Source organism: Kribbella sp. NPDC049227 (assembly GCF_043197265.1).
GTDB lineage: Bacteria > Actinomycetota > Actinomycetes > Propionibacteriales > Kribbellaceae > Kribbella.
Genome location: NZ_JBICST010000003.1, coordinates 327,554 through 346,762, shown reverse-complemented (window position 1 = coordinate 346,762; position 19,209 = coordinate 327,554). Strand labels below are relative to the sequence as shown.

The 19,209-nt window shown below is 68.7% G+C and carries 17 protein-coding genes; 12 read left to right on the top strand and 5 right to left on the bottom strand.

Features of this window, described 5'->3' with window-relative positions; genetic code table 11:
• Positions 1-67: 67 nt before the first annotated feature.
• Both ACGFH6_RS13985 and ACGFH6_RS13980 read right to left on the bottom strand, forming a co-directional pair.
• A complete protein-coding gene (locus tag ACGFH6_RS13985; protein WP_393383566.1) occupies positions 68-1,549 on the bottom strand; it encodes an NAD-dependent succinate-semialdehyde dehydrogenase in 1,482 nt (493 codons plus the stop codon).
• Positions 1,549-1,914 (bottom strand): hypothetical protein, encoded by a 366-nt coding sequence (locus tag ACGFH6_RS13980; RefSeq protein WP_393383564.1) that lies wholly within the window; start codon positions 1,912-1,914, stop codon positions 1,549-1,551. The genes ACGFH6_RS13985 and ACGFH6_RS13980 overlap by 1 nt, the downstream gene beginning before the upstream one ends.
• A 65-nt stretch (positions 1,915-1,979) precedes the next feature.
• Here ACGFH6_RS13980 and ACGFH6_RS13975 point away from each other — a divergent pair, with 65 nt between their 5' ends.
• The gene (locus tag ACGFH6_RS13975) at positions 1,980-3,248 is read left to right on the top strand and encodes an aspartate aminotransferase family protein (protein WP_393383562.1); all 1,269 of its coding nucleotides are present in this window, start codon (positions 1,980-1,982) and stop codon (positions 3,246-3,248) included.
• A gap of 8 nt (positions 3,249-3,256) precedes the next feature.
• Here ACGFH6_RS13975 and ACGFH6_RS13970 read toward each other — a convergent pair whose 3' ends face one another.
• Positions 3,257-4,546, bottom strand: a complete 1,290-nt coding sequence (locus ACGFH6_RS13970) for an MFS transporter (RefSeq protein WP_393383560.1) — start codon at positions 4,544-4,546, stop codon at positions 3,257-3,259.
• 188 nt (positions 4,547-4,734) lie between these two features.
• On the opposite strand from ACGFH6_RS13970, the gene ACGFH6_RS13965 reads away from it, so the two are divergent.
• The 3 genes from ACGFH6_RS13965 to ACGFH6_RS13955 are packed head-to-tail and all read left to right on the top strand — an operon-like array spanning position 4,735 to position 8,103.
• Complete coding sequence (locus ACGFH6_RS13965; protein ID WP_393383558.1) at positions 4,735-5,907, top strand: amidohydrolase family protein; 1,173 nt, start codon at positions 4,735-4,737, stop codon at positions 5,905-5,907.
• Positions 5,908-5,940: 33 nt separating this feature from the next.
• The gene (locus ACGFH6_RS13960) at positions 5,941-7,266 is read left to right on the top strand and encodes an amidase family protein (protein ID WP_393383557.1); all 1,326 of its coding nucleotides are present in this window, start codon (positions 5,941-5,943) and stop codon (positions 7,264-7,266) included.
• A gap of 24 nt (positions 7,267-7,290) precedes the next feature.
• Positions 7,291-8,103 (top strand): MerR family transcriptional regulator, encoded by an 813-nt coding sequence (locus tag ACGFH6_RS13955; RefSeq protein WP_393383555.1) that lies wholly within the window; start codon positions 7,291-7,293, stop codon positions 8,101-8,103.
• On the opposite strand, the gene ACGFH6_RS13950 is transcribed toward ACGFH6_RS13955, so the two are convergent.
• Positions 8,104-9,900 (bottom strand): MFS transporter, encoded by a 1,797-nt coding sequence (locus ACGFH6_RS13950; protein ID WP_393383553.1) that lies wholly within the window; start codon positions 9,898-9,900, stop codon positions 8,104-8,106.
• Between the two features lie 345 nt (positions 9,901-10,245).
• Here ACGFH6_RS13950 and ACGFH6_RS13945 point away from each other — a divergent pair, with 345 nt between their 5' ends.
• From ACGFH6_RS13945 to ACGFH6_RS13910, 8 genes are read left to right on the top strand one after another with little or no spacing between them, the layout of a single operon-like run.
• Positions 10,246-11,286 carry an ABC transporter substrate-binding protein gene (locus ACGFH6_RS13945; protein ID WP_393383552.1) on the top strand — a complete coding sequence of 347 codons (1,041 nt, stop codon included), beginning with the start codon at positions 10,246-10,248 and terminating at the stop codon, positions 11,284-11,286.
• Between the two features lie 4 nt (positions 11,287-11,290).
• Positions 11,291-12,337, top strand: coding sequence for a FecCD family ABC transporter permease (locus ACGFH6_RS13940; protein ID WP_393383550.1), 1,047 nt, complete (start codon positions 11,291-11,293; stop codon positions 12,335-12,337).
• Positions 12,334-13,377 (top strand): FecCD family ABC transporter permease, encoded by a 1,044-nt coding sequence (locus ACGFH6_RS13935; protein WP_393383548.1) that lies wholly within the window; start codon positions 12,334-12,336, stop codon positions 13,375-13,377. The genes ACGFH6_RS13940 and ACGFH6_RS13935 overlap by 4 nt, the downstream gene beginning before the upstream one ends.
• Complete coding sequence (locus tag ACGFH6_RS13930) at positions 13,374-14,195, top strand: ABC transporter ATP-binding protein (RefSeq protein ID WP_393383546.1); 822 nt, start codon at positions 13,374-13,376, stop codon at positions 14,193-14,195. Before ACGFH6_RS13935 ends, ACGFH6_RS13930 begins: the two co-directional genes overlap by 4 nt.
• The gene (locus ACGFH6_RS13925) at positions 14,192-15,025 is read left to right on the top strand and encodes a carbon-nitrogen hydrolase family protein (protein WP_393383545.1); all 834 of its coding nucleotides are present in this window, start codon (positions 14,192-14,194) and stop codon (positions 15,023-15,025) included. Before ACGFH6_RS13930 ends, ACGFH6_RS13925 begins: the two co-directional genes overlap by 4 nt.
• The gene (locus ACGFH6_RS13920; protein WP_393383544.1) at positions 15,018-16,628 is read left to right on the top strand and encodes an amidohydrolase; all 1,611 of its coding nucleotides are present in this window, start codon (positions 15,018-15,020) and stop codon (positions 16,626-16,628) included. Before ACGFH6_RS13925 ends, ACGFH6_RS13920 begins: the two co-directional genes overlap by 8 nt.
• Complete coding sequence (locus ACGFH6_RS13915; RefSeq protein WP_393383543.1) at positions 16,628-17,590, top strand: acetamidase/formamidase family protein; 963 nt, start codon at positions 16,628-16,630, stop codon at positions 17,588-17,590. The genes ACGFH6_RS13920 and ACGFH6_RS13915 overlap by 1 nt, the downstream gene beginning before the upstream one ends.
• 48 nt (positions 17,591-17,638) lie before the next feature.
• Positions 17,639-18,334 (top strand): GntR family transcriptional regulator, encoded by a 696-nt coding sequence (locus ACGFH6_RS13910; RefSeq protein WP_393383541.1) that lies wholly within the window; start codon positions 17,639-17,641, stop codon positions 18,332-18,334.
• Between the two features lie 107 nt (positions 18,335-18,441).
• On the opposite strand, the gene ACGFH6_RS13905 is transcribed toward ACGFH6_RS13910, so the two are convergent.
• Positions 18,442-19,152: a TetR/AcrR family transcriptional regulator gene (locus ACGFH6_RS13905; protein ID WP_393383539.1), complete on the bottom strand. Its 711-nt coding sequence runs from the start codon at positions 19,150-19,152 to the stop codon at positions 18,442-18,444.
• Positions 19,153-19,209 lie beyond the last annotated feature (57 nt).

The window sequence follows — 19,209 nt, the reverse complement described above, 5'->3', positions numbered from 1 at the left end:
CCGGCAAGAAGAAGCGCCGCGAGTCGGTGGTCGCGTACCGACGACGGCGAGGCCGGTTCCTACGCGATCAGGGCATCGCGATGCCGATGTACTTGGTCTCGAGGAACTCCTCGATGCCGACCGAGCCGCCCTCGCGGCCGAGCCCGGATTGCTTTACGCCACCGAACGGGGCGGCGGGGTTGGACACGATGCCCTGGTTGAGGCCGACCATGCCGGTCTCGAGGGACTCGGCGATGCGGAGCGCGCGACGGAGGTCATTGGTGAACACGTAGGCGACCAGGCCGTACTCCGTGTCGTTGGCGGCCGCCAGAGCCTCGTCGTCCGTCGTGAACGGCGTCAGTGGCGCGACCGGGCCGAAGATCTCCTGGTCGGCCATCGCGGCATCCCGGGGTACGCCGGTGAGCACCGTCGGCGGATAGAAGTAACCGTTGCCAGGGGCAACCTCTCCCCCGGTGAGGACGGTGGCGCCGCGGCCGACTGCATCGGCGACCAGCGACTGGACCTTGGTGAGACCGGCCTCGTCGATCAGCGGTCCGACCTTGACGTCGGGTTGGGTGCCGCGGCCAACCGTCAGCGCGGACATCTTTGCCGCGAGACGGTGCCCGAACTCGTCGATGACCGAGGCATGCACGAAGATCCGGTTGGCCGCCGTACACGCCTCGCCCATGTTGCGCATCTTGGCCGCGATCGCACCGTCGACCGCCTCGTCCAGGTCCGCGTCCTCGAACACCAGGAACGGCGCGTTGCCGCCGAGCTCCAGGGACGTCCGCAGGACCTTCTCGGCGCACTGCTCCAGCAGGACCCGCCCGACCCGCGTGGAGCCGGTGAACGACAGCTTGCGAGCCAGCCCGGACCTGATCAGCGGCTCCATCACGCCGCCCGCGTCCATCGCGGTGAGGCAGTTCACCGCGCCTGCCGGTACGCCGGCCTCCGCGAGGATCCCCATCAACGCGAGCATCGACAAGGGCGTCTGGTGCGCGGGTTTGATCACGCTCGTGCAGCCGGCCGCGATCGCCGGGCCGAGCTTGCGGGTGCCCATCGCCATCGGGAAGTTCCACGGGGTGATGAGCAGGCAGGGACCGACCGGCTGCTTGGTGATCAGGAAGCGGGCGTTGCCGGCGGGTGCGGTCTGGTACCCGCCGTCGATGCGGAGCGCCTCGCCCGCGAAGTGCCGGAAGAACTCGGCCGCGTACGCGATCTCGCCGCGCGCCTCCGCGAGCGGCTTGCCCATCTCGAGCGTCATCAGCAACGCCAGATCGTCGACACGTTCCATCAGCAGCTGGTACGCCGCCGTCAGCATGTCCGCGCGTTCGCGAGGTGATGTCTTGGCGAAGGCCGGCTGCGCCGCGACGGCCGCCTCGAGCGCGGCCCGTCCGTCGGACGGTGTCGCGTCGGCTACCGCACAGAGCACCTCGCCCGTCGACGGATCGACCACGTCGAACGTCGCACCATCCTCCGCATCGGCCCACTTGCCGTCGATGAAGAGCCGCTTCTCAACCGCCTCGACGACCCGAACCTCCTCACGAGCCACATCCCGCCCGCCACCCATCACTCCACCCCCATCCCGCCCACCAACCACCGCTCAGCCCTCGCCCCGCCCGGCACCCACCGCCCCGCATCCGCGACCCCGGCCTCGCCCCGCCAGTCCACCCCGGTCACGCGCCGCCCGGCAAGCGCCGCGCGGGCCTGGGCCCGCCCGGCACCCACAACCCTGGTCTCGCGGCGCCCGGCAACCGCTGCAACGGCCTCGCCACGCCCGACACCCACCACCCCGGTCACGCGCCGCCCAGCAACCACCACCCCGGCCTCGCCGCGCCGGGCATCCACCAGTCCGGTTTGCCCATGCTCGGCACCCACCGCCCCGGTTGGATGCCGGTTGGCATTTGTTGGGTTGGTTGCGTTTTGCTTGGTCATTCGCACCCCTTCACCGGCCTCGACACCTGAGATACGCTGATTGTCGACAATCTACCAGTCGACAAGTGGAGGGGAAGTCCGTGGCCGAGCTCTCGCAGATCCTTAAACAGGCGACTGGAGTCGTCGCCGCCCGCGGTGAGGGTGTGCAGCTGTTCGACGAGGACGACCGCCGGTATCTCGACTTCACGGCGGGCATCGGCGTGACGTCGACCGGGCACTGCCATCCCCGCGTGGTCGCGGCCGCCCAGGAGCAGGTCGGCAAGATCATCCACGCGCAGTACACGACCGTGATGCACCGGCCGCTACTGACACTGGTCGACCGCCTCGGTGAGGTCCTCCCCCAGCACCTCGACCGGATGTTCTTCGCGAACTCCGGCAGCGAGGCGATCGAGGCCACACTGCGCCTCAGCCGCCAGGCGACCGGACGGCCGAACGTGATCGTGTTCCACGGCGGCTTCCACGGCCGGACCGTCGCCGCGGCATCGATGACGACCTCCGGGACGAAGTTCCGATCCGGATTCAGCCCCCTGATGGCCGGCGTACACGTCTCGCCGTTCCCGGACCCCGGCCACTTCGGCTGGCCTGTCGAGCAGGCGACCGACTTCGCGCTGAGCCAACTCGACTACGTCCTCCAGACCTTGAGTACGCCGGCCGACACTGCCGCCTTCTTCGTCGAACCGGTGCTCGGTGAGGGCGGCTACGTCCCGGCGAACGAGCGATTCTTTGCCGGCCTGCGGGAACGCGCCGACGAGCACGGGATCCTGCTGGTTGTCGACGAAGTACAGACCGGATTCGGGCGGACCGGGAAGTTCTGGGGCGGCGACCACTTCGGTTCGCAGCCGGACATCCTGGTCACGGCGAAAGGGCTCGCGTCCGGCTTCCCGTTGTCGGGCATCGCGGCCTCGTCGGCGTTGATGGAGAAGGCGTGGCCCGGCTCGCAGGGTGGGACGTACGGCGCGAACGCGGTCGCGTGCGCGGCGGCGGTGGCGACGCTGGACGTGATCCAGGACGAGGGTCTGGTGCAGAACTCGGCCGAGCGCGGTGCTCAGCTCAAGCAGGCTCTGCAACTGGTGGCGGACAAACACGAGCAGATCACCGACGTGCGTGGGCTCGGGTTGATGGTCGGCAACGAGTTCCGTGACGCCAACGGCAAGCCCGACCCGATCACGGCAGCCGCCGTACAGCAAGAGGCCGCCCGCCGAGGACTCCTCTTGCTGACCTGCGGCGCCTGGAGCCAGGTAGTCCGCTTCATCCCCGCCCTCGTCGTCACCCCAGACGAGATCGACGAAGCCGCCACCATCTGGTCCGACGCAGTCTCCGCCATCACCAGCTGACCCCCTTGTCAGGCGCGGTAGGCGGGGAAGTCGCGCAAGGCGCGGATTGACGTGGCCAGCGGGAGCGCGCGGGTGCAGGCGAACAGGACAGCCAGCGCCCACATGGCGGTTCGGATTCCGAAAGCGCTCGCGAACGCTCCCCCGGTCACCGCGCCGAGCGGACCTGTGCCGAAGACGAGGAACCGAGAGCTCGCCGTGACTCGGCCGAGGAGCTGAACGGGCACGTAGCTGCCCCGGAAGGTGGCGGTGATGATGTTCGAGACTGTGGAGCCGGTCAGCACCACGAGAGATCCGGCCGCGAACAGCGACAGCCGCCAACCGGGACCGGATGCCGGAAGGAGCAGGATGAACGGCGCGATCGCGAGATTCGCCACCAGGTAGGCGCGCGCGTTGCCGAAGCGCCGAACAATCCGCGACGCGAACACGGCGCCCAGGATGCCGCCGACGCTGCTCGCACCGATCACCAATCCCACAGTGCCCGCACTCGCGCCCTCTGTACGCACCAGGTAGACAATCCGCAGCGCGGTCAGCCCCATCATCGCGAAGTTGCCGATCGCCGCCATCGCAGTCATGGCCACCAGGAAACTCTCACGCCGGATGAACCCGAAGCCCTCGGCGATCTGACGGAACACGCCCAGATCACCGACCCGGTCTCGCTTCGCCTCGGGCTCGACTCGTAGTACTGCCAAGCAGACCGCCGAGACCAGGAACGTCACCGCGTCGATGAGGACCCCACAGACCGCGCCCGCCACCTGTGCCAGCAGCCCACCAAGGCCCGGACCGGCGAGCTCGGCCGCCGACGCGCTGGTCTGCAGTTTGGAGTTGCCCTCGAGCAGATCCTCGGGGGCCAGCAGATGGGGCAGAAACGCGTTGTACGCCAGGTCGAAGAACACCTTGGCGATACCGGCGAGCAGCGCTGCCGCCAGCAGCATGCCCATGGTGAGTACACCGGTCCACGCGGCGATCGGGACACCGGCCAACACCACCGCCGACACGAGATCGGCCGCCAGCAGGACGCGTCGACGCGGCCAACGGTCGACCCACGCCCCGGCCGGAAGCCCGATCACCAGGAACGGCACCCAGTTCGCCGCCGTCAGCAGCGCCACCATGCTGGTGCTGGCGCGGAGGGTGGTCACAGCCACGAGGGGCAGGGCCACCGTCGTGACGGCCGAGCCGAATCCGCTGGTTGACTCGCCGACCCAGAACAAGCCGAAGTTCCGCGTCCGCAGCAGACCACCAACCGGCCTACGCCCTGATGCGGGCGTGCGCTCGTGCGTGGCAACGGTCTCGGCGTTCATGCAACCGTCTCTTCTCCTGCTCCACTGATCTCGGCAACGATGTCGATCGGGCGGCAAGTTACTACGACCGTCATCGAACTTGCGACCGGTTTTCGGGATCAGGCCTCCAGGGCACCGCTCTGACCTGAGCGCGATGCCGGCAACTGTGAGCCGTTCCCAGCGGCCCTTGAGGTTGCGACGATTCGGGAGTGACTGGTCGCCTGCTGCTGCATTCCGGATCCGTGCTCGATGTCGCGTCTGGTGAGGTGCGGACGGCGGACGTCGTACTGGCCGACGATCGGATTGTCGACGTTGGATCCGGGCTCGATGGGGACGAGGACGTCGACTGTTCCGGTGGGTTGCTGCTGCCCGGGCTGATCGACTGCCACACGCACGTCTGTCTCACGCAGATGCTGAGTGATTCGGACGGCCTGCCACAGTCGACTCGGCCGCTGTCCGCCGTACCCGTACTCCGGACGTTGCTGAGCCTTGGCGTCACCACGATTCGCGATGCATGGGGAGCCGATGCCGGCGTACGGCTCGCAGTTGAGCGCGGGTGGATCGAGGGGCCCGAGGTGTTGATCAGCGTCCGCCAGGTCTGTACGACGGGCGGCATCGGCGATCTGTGGGCACCGGACCTCGGGCCGGTCGACTACTTCGGCGATCCGTCGATGCCGGACCCGGTGTTCGACGGCGCGGACGGAGCGCGCGCCGTCGTACGGCGGATGGTCCGGGCCGGAGCGGACTGGATCAAGCTCACTGCGACCGGGTCGTTGGCGCTCGGGACCGGTGTGCATGACGTCCAGTTGACTGTCGACGAGATGACGGCGCTGGTGGACGAGGCACGCAGGCAGGGCGATCGCCGGGTCATGGTGCACGCGCATGGCGCGCGGGCAGCCGAAGTGGCGGCGCGGGCCGGCGCGGCGAGTATCGAGCACGGGACGTACCTCGACGAGGCTGCTGTCGAGGCGATGGCTGCATCCGGCACGTTCTACGTGCCCACATTGTCGACAACACAACCTGATCCTGAGCATGCCCCTGACGGCGCTCCGGAAGCGCACCGCAAGTCGGTCAGGCTCGCACTCGATGCAGGGGTGCCGATCGCGATGGGTACGGACAATCCAGTACGCCCACACGCCGAAGTACTGCGGGAGCTTCAGTATCTGGCGGCGGCCGGCCTGGGCGATGCCGGAGCGTTGCGCGCGGCAACAATCGACGCCGCTCGGCTGCTCGGGCTCTCGGACGACCGCGGCGAGATCTGCGCGGGTAAGCGCGCAGACCTGGTGCTGGTCGACGGCACGGACCTGGGCTGTACGTCGTTGGAGTCCCGGATCCGGACGGTGTTCCACAACGGGCGTGCGGTCGGTTTCCCCTCACGTTGACCCTGACACTGTGTCAGACCGTAGACAATCCGCATGATGACAACAGCAACCGAGATTGCGCGCCGGATTCGGGCCGGTGAGGTGACGTCGCGCGAGGTCACGGAGCAACTGCTCGCGCGGATCGCGCACGACGACAGCGTGAACGCGGTGGTCGAGACGAGGGCGGAGTTCGCTCTGTGGAGTGCGGACGAAGCTGATGCGGCGATTGCGGACGAGCGTGAGGTCGGGCCGCTGCACGGCGTACCGATGACGATCAAGGAGTGCTTCAACGTCGCGGGCCTGCATACGACCTGGGGCAATCCGGCGTTCGCGGAGTACGTCGCGGATCGGAATGCGGTGGTGGTAGAGCGGCTCGGGCGGGCCGGCGCGATCATTGTCGGCAAGAGCAATGTCCACACGATGCTTGGGGATTTCGGACAGACCACGAACGAGATCTACGGGCGGACGAACAATCCAGCGGATCTCACCCGCGCACCGGGCGGCTCGAGCGGAGGCGGCGCGGCCGCGCTCGCCGCAGGTCTGAGCTACCTGGAGTACGGGTCGGATCTGGTCGGGTCGATCCGGCTGCCGGCGGCGTACTGCGGCGTCTATGGGCTGAAGCCGACTGCCGGGCTCGTCCCACTGCAGGGCTTCCAGGTTCCCGGGCCGCCGGAAGTGCCGAACGAGTTCCCGAACTTGTCGACAATCGGACCACTCGCGCGATCGGCCGCTGACCTGCGGACAGCGCTGCGGGTGACCGGCGGCCCGGCTGCACCGTTCTCCTGGGAACTGTCCCGGTCGCGCCACGGCCGGCTCGCGGACTTCCGGGTTGGCGTGGTGACCGACCATCCCGCCGCTCCGGTGTCGAGTGAGGTAGGCGACGGGTTGTCGGCGACGGTCGATCGGATCGGCCGGAGCGGTGCGAAGATCGTCGAGGGCTGGCCCGACGGTGTCGATGCCTGGGACCAGGCCGAGGCGTTCGGATCGCAAGTCGAACTGTTCTTCGCGTTGCACGGCGGCGAGCCGTCATCGTTGAGTCTCGCCGAGGTAATCGAGCGGGACCGGCGGAGAATGGACGCGCGGATGAGGTGGCAGCAGTACTTCGAGGAGGTCGATGTGTTCCTGTGCCCTGCCAGCTTCACCGCGGCGTTTCCCCATGACGACCGGCCATTCGAGGAGCGCACCATCACGACGTCGTACGGCGAGCAGCGGTACGACGCCCAGGTGTTCTGGATCGCGCACGCCGCACTGACCGGGCATCCCGCGCTCAGCATGCCGATCGGGCAGACAGCGGACGGGCTGCCGGTCGGCGCGCAGGTGATCGGTCCGTGGCACGAGGACGACACCGCGATCACGTTCGCGGAACTGCTGGCTGGTTGAGGTCACCGCGGAAGGAGGCGGGAATTGTTCGCGATCGGAGAGTTCGCGCGGCATGGGCGGGTATCGATCCGCATGCTGCGGCACTACGACGCGATCGGACTGCTGCGGCCGGCGTACGTCGATCCTGCGACCGGCTATCGCAGTTACACGGCCGGGCAACTCGCCGACCTCAACCGGATCGTCGCTCTGAAGGATCTCGGCTTCTCGCTCGAGCAGGTACGGACGATGGTCGCCGACGAGATCAGCCCGACCGAACTGCAAGCATTGTTGACAATCCGACGTGCGGAGCTGGAATCCACTGTTGCCGAGAGCCACGCCCGGCTCGCGCAGGTCGAGTCACGCCTGCGCGGCATCGAAGCTGACCTGCCCACCGCCGATGTGGTGATCAAGGAGCTGGCGGCCGTTCGGCTGGTCGGACTGACCACCACCGCCGCGAGCTTCACGCCCGCGGACATCAGCCCGGTGGTCCATCCACTCTGTGCCGAAGTCGGCCGCCGGCTCCCCCAGACCGCCGTCCGGCCATCCGGCCATTTGACCTGCCTGTACGAACGCTCCCACCAGACCGAGGACGAAGTCGTCGTCCGCGCGACCGTTCCGGCAGCGATCGATGCCGAGGGCAACCTCAACGGCCTGGAGGTCATCGACCTGCCCGCGGTACGTGCGGCGACGCTGGTGCATCGCGGACCGATCGACCAAGTTCTGCCCGCGTGGCAGGCGCTGGCCCGCTGGATCGACGACAACGGCCATCGGTCCAGCGAGCCTGCGCGGGAGCTCTACCTCGACTGCCCGGACGATCCGGACGGTTGGGTCACCGAACTGCAGGAGCCGATCGAGTAGTCAGGCTCTGGCCGGCTCGGGTTCCAGAGCGACCGGGGGCGGCGCCCCTTCGGTGCCTGGAACGGCAGTGCCGTTGAGCGGGCAGCGGGTGGTTTCGGGGACCTTGACGAGGGCTATGGCGCCGATGATGCAGGCGGCCATCATGTAGTACGCCGGCATCAGCGCGTTGCCGGTCTTCGCGGTGAGCCAGTCGTTCACGGCGGGCGCCGTACCTCCGAACAAGGAGGTCGACACGTTGTAGGCGATCGCGAAACCGGCGTACCGGACATGGGTCGGGAACATCGCCGGGAAGGTCGCCGAGATGGTCGCGAGCTGCGGGACGTACAGCAGACCGAGCACCGCGAAGCCGATGATCGCGCCGAGCATGTTCGTCCCCATCAGGAGGAACATCGGCGTCCCGAAGACGAACAACCCGGCCAGCGAGACCCACCACAGCGGCTTGCGGCCGACCCGATCCGATAGTCGGCCGGCGAACGGAAGGAAGATCATCATTGTCAACATTCCGATGATCGGCACGATCAGCGACTCGTCCGCGGTGAGCTTGATCTCGCTCTCGAGGTACGTCGGCATGTACGTCAGCAGCGTGTAGTTGACGACGTTCAAGGCGACGACCATCCCACCGAGCCGGAGGATCGGCCGCCAGTAGCCGGCCAGCAGATCCTTGAACTGGTGCGTCGTCTGCTCTTCCTTCTGTCCCTTCGCCTCAAGCTCACGGAAGACGGGCGTGTCCTCGAGACGCGACCGCAGGTAGACACCGACCAGGCCGAGCGGCGCCGCCACAAGGAACGGCAGGCGCCAGCCCCACGCGTGCATCTTCTCGTCGCCGAGCACCAGCGAGAAGAACAGCATCAGCAGGGCGCCGGCGGAGAATCCGGCCAGCGTTCCGAACTCCAGGAAGCTGCCGAGGAATCCACGCCTACGGCTCGGGGCGTACTCCGCCATGAACGTCGCGGCACCGCCGTACTCACCACCGGTGGAGAAGCCCTGGATCATCCGGAGCACGACCAGCAGCGTCGGCGCCCACAGTCCGATCGAGTTGTACGACGGGACCAGGCCGGCGAGCAGCGTCGCGCCGGACATCATCAGGATCGTGATCGCCAGCACGTGCTTGCGGCCGAGTCGGTCACCCAACGGCCCCCAGACCAGACCACCCAGCGGCCGGACCAGGAACGAGACGGCGAATGTCAGCAATGCGAGCAGCGTCGCGCTCTCGGTGTCGCCCGGGAAGATCGCGGCCGAAATGTAGGTCACGCCGTAGGCGTAGATGCCGTAGTCGAACCACTCGGTCGCGTTCCCGATCGCCGATGCGGCGATCGCCCGCTTCAGTACGCCGGGCGGCGGCTCAGAATCAACCGAGGTCCGCGAACCACCCGACCGCCCACCTCCCCCGGACGCACCGCCACCCGACGCACCACCACCCGGCGCACCGCCCCCGCCCGACGCACCACCACCCGGCGCACCGCCCCCGCCCGACGCACCACCACCCGGCGCACCGCCACCGCCCGACGCACCACCACCCGGCGCACCGCCCCCGCCCGACGCACCACCACCCGGCGCACCGCCACCACCTGACGCCCCGCCACCACCTGACGCCCCGCCACCACCTGGCAGACCGCTACCACCCAGCAGACCGCTACCACCGGACGGACCACCCCCGGACGGGCCACCACCACGACCTGACGGACCACCGCCGCCTGGCGATCGGCCCCCGCCCGGACTGTTGACGGGCGGCCGGCTCTCGACGGGTGTGTTCCTGAGCGGCTGGGGCCCGACTGGCGGTTGGGTCTCGGCGTCCACGGTGTCCTCCTGTCGTCACACGGCCTCACCCGGGTGCCCACCTCACGCTTTCGGCACACACTGACGGCCAGGTCGTAGTTTTGTTGACAATCCGAACATTAACCATGTGCATTAGTGAACAGCAAGGAGTCACGCCGCTACCGCACGGAGTTCTCACCGCGATCGACCGCGGCGAGGGTCTGGCCGGCTCGTCCCGCGCATGCCTGTGTAGCAGGTGTTCCAGATTAAAACCTGCTCGAGGCGTTGACACGACCCATGGGCAGTCCTACCTTCATGCGATATACAGCATTTCGCATATCACAGGTCTCTCGAGTTCCACTCCCCTGTCTGTTCTAAGGAGCACCTATGAATGCTGGACTCTCCCGACGTCTCCGTCCGCTGGCCAAGGTCACCAGGGCCACCAGGCCGACCAGGGTCACCAAGCCCACCAAGCCCACCAAGCTCGCCAGGGTCGCCACGACCGTTGCCGCCGCCGTCAGCCTGATCGCCGTCGCGGCCTGTGGCAGCGGCTCCGGCAGCGACGCCACGGCCGGCGACACCGCCGAGGCGGTGACCATCCAGGCAGCAACTGGCGAGGTCAAGCTGCCCAAGCCCGCCGTCCGCGTCGCCGTGATGCAGTGGCAGTTCCTCGAAGACCTGCTCGCCCTGGGCGTTCAGCCGGTGATGATCGCCGATGAGCAGCAACCGGGCAGCGGGAACCCGATGCCGCCGCAGTTCGAGGGCAAGCTCGGCAAGTACACCTCACTCGGCAGCCGCATCTCACCGAACCTCGAGATCCTCTCGGCCGAACCGATCGACCTGATCGTCGCCGACAAGTCCGAGCACCTGAAGGACTACGAGCAGTTCTCGCAGATCGCACCGACGCTGATCCTCGACACCTCCAGCTGGGCCGACTTCTACCCGAACCTGCAGAAGCTCGGCCAGGCCGTCGGCAAGGCGGACAAGGCCGCCGAGACGGAGAAGAGCCTCAAGGACTCCATCGCGGCAGGCAAGAGCAAGCTCACCGCCGAGGCGGGCAAGCGCGCGCTGATCGGCGTCCCGACGCCGGACAAGTTCTTCGCCTTCACGGCCAACTCCCTGCAGGCAGGGGTGCTGTCCGAGCTCGGGCTGACCTACGCCTACAAGGAGGTCGCGGGCAAGCTCAGCGACCAGACCCCACTCGAGGCACTGGCGCAGACCAAGGCGGACGCGATGTTCCTGACGGTCGATCCGGGCTCTCCGGTGGTCACCGACACCTGGAAAGGCAACTCGCTGTGGGACTCGATCCCGGCGGTCCAGACCAACCAGGTGCACACGGTCGATCGCGGCGTCTGGTCGGTGGGTCGCGGAGCGCTGTCGGTGCCGATGATGGTCCAGCAAACGGTCGACACCTTCGCCAAGGGCTGACCCGATGCAGACCACCACTGCAACCCCGCCACGCGAAGCGGCCGATCGCATCCGGCCGCTCCGTATCCCCCTCACCGCCGGCGTACTCGTCCTGCTGGTCGCCTGCGCACTCAGCCTGATGGTGGGCAGCAACGGCACAGCGTCCCCAGGCCAGGTCGTGCAGGCGCTCACCGGCCACGCCGATCCGCAACTCACGGCCGCCGTGCAGAGCCTCCGGCTCCCACGGACCGTGCTGGCGTTGCTGATCGGCGCCGGCCTTGCGGTCGCCGGCGCGCTGATCCAAGGCGTCACCCGCAACCCGATCGTGGAGCCGTCGATCATCGGCGTGAATGCCGGCGCCGCGCTCGCGGTGGCGCTGGTGACCTACACCCTCGGGGCCACGGCGTTCAGCCTCGGCGGGATCAGCCTGATGCCGTTCGTCGCCTTCGCCGGGGCAGCGGCCGCGGCCGGGCTGGTGTTCGTGATCGTCGCCGGCGTCGACATGACACCGGGACGGGTGGCCCTCGCGGGCGTGACAGTAGCGCTCCTCGCGAACGCGCTGGTGATGAGTGTCGTCGTGCTCAACGACAACGCGGTGCAGTTCCTCCTGCGCTACCTGGTCGGTGGAGTCGACGGCGCGAGTTGGGCCGGCGTCCGAACTCTCCTGCCCTACAGCATCATCGGCCTCGGCTGCGCGTTCCTGCTGGCGAAGTCGGTGACAGTGCTCTCGCTCGGCGACGACATCGCCCGTGGACTCGGCCTGCCGGTCGAGCGGGTCCGGCTGCAGGCACTGGCGCTCGTCGTCGTGCTGGCCGGTGCCGCCGTAGCGGTGGCCGGGCCGATCGCGATGGTCGGGTTGCTCGTTCCGCACATGGCGCGCTGGTCCGTCGGTACGTCGTACTTGCGGGTGTTCGGATTCAGCATCGTGTACGGCGGGGCGCTGCTGGTCACCGCGGATGTCGTCAGCCGGATCGTTGTCCCCAGCACCGAAGTCCCGGTCGGTGTACTGACAGCGGTGCTCGGCACGCCGTACTTCATCTATCTGGCCCGGCGCGGAAGGGGTGTCGTATGACAGTCCTGACCGAAGTGTTGCCATCGGCAATGATCCTGCGAAGGGTCGGCTACCGGCGCCGGCTGATCGTCGTGGGGTTGCTCGTCCTGGTAGTCGTCGCGTCGGTGATCAGTATCGGTATCGGCGCCGTACAGATCGACCTCAGCCGGATCCTCCGGGCGCTGACCGGGACCGGCACGATCGCCGATCACCGGATCGTGATCGGATTCCGGCTGCCGCGGATCCTGGTCGGCCTCTGCGTCGGCGCGGGCCTCGCGGTGTCCGGTGTCATCCTGCAGGCAGTCACCCGCAACCCGCTGGCGTCTCCCGCGGTGATCGGCGTGAATGGCGGAGCAGGACTCGCCGCACTGCTCGTACTGAGCTTCTCCAGTAGCGCCGCTGCAATCTGGCAGGTGCCGGCTGCCGCGTTCGCCGGTGCCGCGGTGGCTGGCGGTACGACGTACCTCTTGTCCAGGCGGGACGGCATCGTCAACCCCGGCCGGTTGGCGCTGATCGGCGTCGCGTTCGGCGGGCTGTCGCTGGCGCTGATCCAGTTGATCATCGTCACCACGTCCTTCACCGGTGACGTGCAGGCCGCGCTGCGCTGGCTGACGGGCAGCCTCTGGGGCCGGACCTGGATCCACGTCGAACAGGTCGCTCCATGGACTCTGGTGCTCATCCCACTGGCCTGGTTCCTGGCCGACCAGCTCAACCTGCTCGGCCTCGGCGACGACGTACCGCGTGCCCTCGGCTCCCGGCTGGAGGCACTCAAGCTCGGACTGCTGGCCATCGCCGTCGCGCTGGCCGGATCCGCAGTCGCGGTCGGCGGCACGATCGCCTTCGTCGGATTGCTCGCCCCCCACCTGTGCCGCCGCCTCGTCGGACCCGGCCACCGCCTCCTGATCCCAGCGTCGGCCTGCGTCGGCGCGCTGCTCGTGGTGGTCGCCGACGCTCTCGGCCGCGCGATCCTGCCGCCGGCGGAGATCCCGGTCGGACTGTTCACCGCGGTGCTCGGGGCACCGTACTTCCTGCTCCAGCTCCGGAAGGGACTGCACGCATGACTGATCATCCGCCCGCTCGGCTCCGCACCGAGAACCTGCGGCTCAGCTACGGCCCGTTGGTGGTGATCCCCGACCTGAGCATCGAGATCGAGGAAGGCGCGGTCACCAGCCTGGTCGGTCGCAACGGCTGCGGCAAGAGCACCTTGCTGCGCTGCATCGGCCGGCTGCTCGACGCGCGGTCGGGCCGGGTACTGCTGGACGGCAAGGAGATTGCCGCGATCTCGTCCCGGGCCTTGGCCCAGCAGCTCGCGATCCTGCCGCAAGGCCCGACCGCGCCGGAGGGCATGACGGTGATGGATCTCGTCGAGCACGGCCGGTATCCCCATCGGCAGTTCCTCGGCATCAAGTCCGACGAGGATCGGCGCACGGTGGCGTGGGCGCTCGAGCAGACCGGGATGTCCGACCTCGCGCACCGCCCGCTCGAACGACTCTCCGGTGGACAACGACAGCGCGCCTGGATCGCGATGGCGCTCGCTCAGGACACCAGCATCATCCTGCTGGACGAGCCCACCACGTTCCTCGACGTCGCATACCAGCTGGAGCTGATGGAGCTGCTCCGGCGGCTGAACCGGGAGCACGGTACGACGATCCTGATGGTGCTGCACGACCTCAACCAGGCGGCGGCGTACTCGGATCGGATGGTCGCGGTCCGCGACGGCAGCGTCTATGCGAACGGCCGGCCGGAGGAGGTGCTGACCTGCACGATGGTGAGGGATGTGTTCGGTCTCGAGTCCGACGTGATCCCCGACCCGCGGACCGGCAGTCCGCTGTGCATCCCGTACGCCATCGCGCCGAAGCCGGCGGTGGTGGCGTCATGAGAGTGAGTGTCGTCCAGCTCGGCTCCGGCTCGGACCGGGACGCCAATCTGGACGCGATCGAGAAGGCTCTGCGGACCGCGGCCGAGAACGGCAGCTCACTGGCGGTGTTGCCCGAGGCAAGCATCTACCGCGGCCCGTTCGATCCCCGGTACGTCGAAGCCGAGGACGGACCGGCGATCGGGCGACTGGCCGGTCTCGCCCGTGACCTCGACCTCCGCTTGGTCCTCGGCGGGGTCTGGACCGCATCGGGCGACGCCCAGCGCGCCCACAACAGCTGCCTCGTGTTCGACCGTGACGGCCGGATCGTGGCGCGGTACCGGAAGGTCCATCTGTTCCGGCTGGACCGGCCGGGCGAACCGGCCGACGACGAGGCCGCGTTCACCGTCGCCGGTGACGACACCGTTGTCGTCGGCGCCGGCGACGTCACGCTGGGGCTCAGTATCTGCTACGACCTGCGGTTCCCCGCGTTGTATCGAGGTCTGGCGAAGGCCGGTGCGACGGTGTTGACGGTGCCCGCGAACTTCTCGGCGTACACCGGACCGGCGCACTGGGAGGCCTTGCTCCGGGCGCGTGCGATCGAGAACCTCTGTTACGTGCTGGCGCCCGCCCAGATCGGGGCCGACGCCACCGGGTTCACGGCGTACGGGCACAGCCTGGTGATCGACCCGTGGGGGACGGTGATCGCTCACGCGGACGACTCCCCTGCTGTACTCAGCGTCGACCTCGACCCGACCGTGATCCGGGCCCGGCGCGACGAGCTCAGATCACTCGAGCACGACCGACCGGACGTCTACGCCCAGCCGCCGAGGATCGAGGATCTCCATGGTTGACACGTTGTTGCACCAGGCAAGAATTCCGGCCGGGCCGTGGGCACCGGACGACACCGCGGAAGCGGTGTGGATCGCGGTCGACGGTGGCCGGATCACAGCGATCGGCCGGCCCGGCGAGCCCGCGCCGGCCGCGACCCAGGTCATCGAGTTGGACGGTGCGACGCTGCTCCCCGGCTTCGTCGACAGCCACACCCACCTCGGCTGGAGTGCGGAGGATCGCTGGACCGTGAACTGGTCGGACACGACCAGCCACGACGACGCACTGGAGAGCCTGCGGACCGTGGCTTCGCGGATCACCCCCGGCGACTGGGTGACCGGTGGCGACTGGCTCCCGGCGACACTGCCTGACCGTGACCTCCCAACCCTCGACGAACTCGACCGTGCCACCGACGGCCGCCCACTGTTCCTCCGGAGCCTCGACCACAGCACGGCATTGCTGAACAGCCTCGCGCTCGAGAGGTCGCGGATCACCTCGGACACCCCCGATCCCGCCGGCGGCCGGATCGAGCGGTACGACGACGGCCGGCCGACCGGCGTACTCCGGGGCACCGCTGTGTGGAGCCGCCTGGCGGCGGGCGTCGTACCACCGCCGAATCGGGCGAGACGGCTGGCCGAGCTGCGCGATTTACTCGCCGACCTGTCCCAGCGCGGCATCACCGAGGTGCACGACATCGCGACGTACCCGGTGGAGGATCGCCGGACAGCGATCCACCTCGAACGCTCCTTCACCGACGTCGGCCTGATCGACTCGCTGGCCGGCGAACTGCCAGTGCGCTACAGCTTCCGGCCGTCGATCTGGCGGGTCGACGACTTCGCCACGGTCGAACCGAGCTCGCCGCTGATCTCGTTCGGCGGGTTCAAGATGTCGCTCGACAACGGCTGGTACTCACAGCCCGGCGGACCGCGGATCGACTCGTTCCGCTACCCCGGCACCGATGAGGCCGGTCGGCTCGGGAAGCGTGCGGATGCCCTCGGCGCCGCGCTGTCGATCCACGCGATGGGCGACCTCGGCGTCGCCGAGGCCCTCGACATCCTGGCCGGACTACCGTCCCGGGCCGGTACGTCGTTGCCGCCGCATCGCGTGATCCATGCTCGCCGGATCCAGCCTGAGGACCTCGCCCGCTTCGCCGCGCTGGGCGTCGCGATCGAGGCACAGCCCTGGGAGATCGTTGCCCAAGGCCCAATCTTGACCGCCCGCGGCGACGAGGAGTTCGGTCGCGGGATCAGTCCGTACCGCAGTCTGCTGAACGCCGGCGCCGTCGTGACCTTCGGCTCCGACCGGCGGCTCGGGCTGCGGGTGGACCAGCGCGACACCGATCCACTCGTCGCGGTTCAGCTCGCTGTGACCCGGACCGGCGCCGATGGCCGGACCTTCCAGCCGGAGCAGTGCATCACGCTGACGGAGGCGATCGCCTGTGCCACCAGGGCCGGAGCCGTCGCCGCCGGTGCAGCCGCGCGCCGTGGCCGGATCGCCGTCGGGTACGACGCCGACCTAGTGGCCCTGGACAACGACCCGTGGACGCTGCCTGCCGACCGGATCGCCGAGGCGCGGCCGGTACTGACGATGAGCGCCGGACGGATCGTCTTCGGCGGTGGTGCGTGATGACCGTCGTTCGGGTGCCCCGGACCGCGCACGCGTTCGCCTTCGATGCCGCGACGACTCCGGCTGTCCGGGTGAGTCCGGGGACGTCGCTCGTGGTCGAGACCTACGACTGCTTCTCCAACAAGGTCTCCTCCGCCGAGCAGGTGTTCGGCCGCGAGCAGGATCTGATGGACCTGATCGGGCACTACAACCCGGTGACCGGGCCGATCTTCGTCGACGGCGCCGAGCCCGGCGACCGGCTCGCCGTACGGATCGATCGGATCGAGCTCGGCACGCTGGCGCCGTACGCCGCGACGCTTGTCACCGGCGACTCCAAGGGTGTGTGCGGCGGGCACTGGAGTCCACTCGAGAACGGATTGCCGGACACGCGGATCTGCCGGATCGATGGAGACACGGTGGTCTTCCCGACCGGGGTCGGCGACCTGCTGCTGCCGGTCCGCCCTATGGTCGGCTCGATCGCGACCGCGCCCGCCGCCGGATCGGCGAGTTCGCTGGAGTTCGGCCCAGGTCACGGCGGCAACGTCGACTGTCCCAGCGTCACGGTGGGATCGACGGTACTGCTGCCCGTGAACGTCCCCGGAGCGCTCCTGTCTCTCGGGGACGTGCACGCCTCGATGGGTGACGCCGAGATCACCGGTACGGCCCTCGAAACCAACGCCGACGTGCACATCACCGTCGACGTTCTCAAAGGCGAGGACGAGCCGGTCACGCCTCGGCTCGACACCGCCGCGACGATCGGATCGATCGGGTGCGAGTTCGGTGCGCCGCTGGAGACGAACCTGCGGCACGCCTTCACGGACCTGATCGAGCGGCTGCACACCGGTCACCGGTTGACCAGGGTCGAGGCGTACGAACTGCTCGGCGCCGCTGCCCGGGTCCAGGTGAACCAGTGTGTCGCCGGCGGCTGGACAGCGGCTCACGTGAGCATCGCGCGATCCGTCCTGCCGCCCGGTTGGCGGTGACAGATATGCTGCATATCGAGCGTCATCAACTGTGAGGGGCGGGCCGAGATGCCGTTGCCAGGCGGCGACAAGATGCCGACGCGGGTCAACGCCCAGGACATCGCGTACGAGCGACTGAAGGACTGGATCGTCAACGGGCCGCTCGAGCCAGGCGAGAACATCCGCGACCTGGAGGTCGCCTCGATGCTCGGGGTCAGCCGGACCCCTGTTCGCGAGGCGCTGATCCGGTTGTCCCAGGAAGGCCTCGTGGACATCGCGCGCGGCCGCAGCACGCGCGTCGCCGATCTGCAGTTCGGCCGCGCCGTACACCTTTACGAACTCGGCGGCGTACTGGATGCGTACGCCGCCGAGACCGCGGCCGGCTCACTCGACGACGATGCGTTGGCCCGGATGCGCGAGATGCTCGACGAGATGGCCGGCGCCGATGTCGGCCGGGTGCAGCAACTCGACGAAGAGTTCCACGACGTCTACTACCTCGCCGCCGGCAACCCGGTGCTGATGAGCTTCCTCGAACTGGTCAAGGTCGAGCTGCGCAGGATCGAGCGGGCGGCGTTCCGCGACGAACAGATCCGCAAGGAAGCCTTCGAGGAGCACACCCGGATACTGGCCGCCCTCGAGGCGCGGGATCCGGCCGGCGCCCGCGACGCCGCACTGGAGAACTGGCGCAACTCCTGGGCCCGGATCAAAGCCTGGATCGAACCGCACACCGGCACGGTCCACCCCGACCACGATCGCATCGCCTGACCCGGTCGGCCCGCCAGCACCGCCCACCTGAACCCGCCCACCTGAACCTGCCCGCCTGGGCCGCCAGCCTGGGCCGCCCGCCGCGACCGCCTGGCCCCGCCCGCAGATCAGCGCTTCTCGGCCAAGGCGGCGAGGCCGGCGGTGATGACGGTGATGCCGAATTCGAAGCGTTCGTCGCCGGTGGCGCCGGAGGTGAGGGCGCCGGCCAGGGCGAGGGTGAAGGGGAAGCGGTCGGCCGGGAGGGACTCGAAGTACGTGCGCAGGCCGCCGACGAAACCTTCGATGTCTTCGGGGGTCCAGGCCCAGGCGCCCTGGACGGACTCCTCGAAGGCGATCGCGGTGACGTAGAGCGGGATCAGGTCGACCGCCCAGGCGGCGGCCTGGTCGGGAAGATTCCCGGCCTTGAGGATGGCCAGGAACCGTTCGGTGCTGAGCATGGCCTGCTCCCCCAGTGGGACCTGACCGATCGCGGCTCGGGCGACGCCGGGGTTGGCGCGCATCACGCGGAGCATCTCGCGCATCGCGTCCTTCAACTGCTCCTGCCAGCGCTCCGGATCCGCTTTCTCCGGGAGCCGCATGTCCGAGGCCGCGCGGTCGACGAGGAGTTGGTCGAGTTCCTTCTTGTTGGCGACGTGGGCGTAGAGCGAGGCGGGTCCGGTGCCGAGGACCTGGGCGACCTTGCGCATCGAGACGGCGTCGTACCCCTGGTCGACGAGTAGGCGCATGGCCGCGTCGACGATCCGGTCCCGGGTGAGCGGTTCCTTCGGGGTGCGGGTCGGCTTCGCGGGGCTGATCGGCTGCCAGGGCGACTGGGTCATGGGACCACTGTAGCGAACACCGTACTTGACAGGAACAGTGTTCGTGAGTAGAACAGT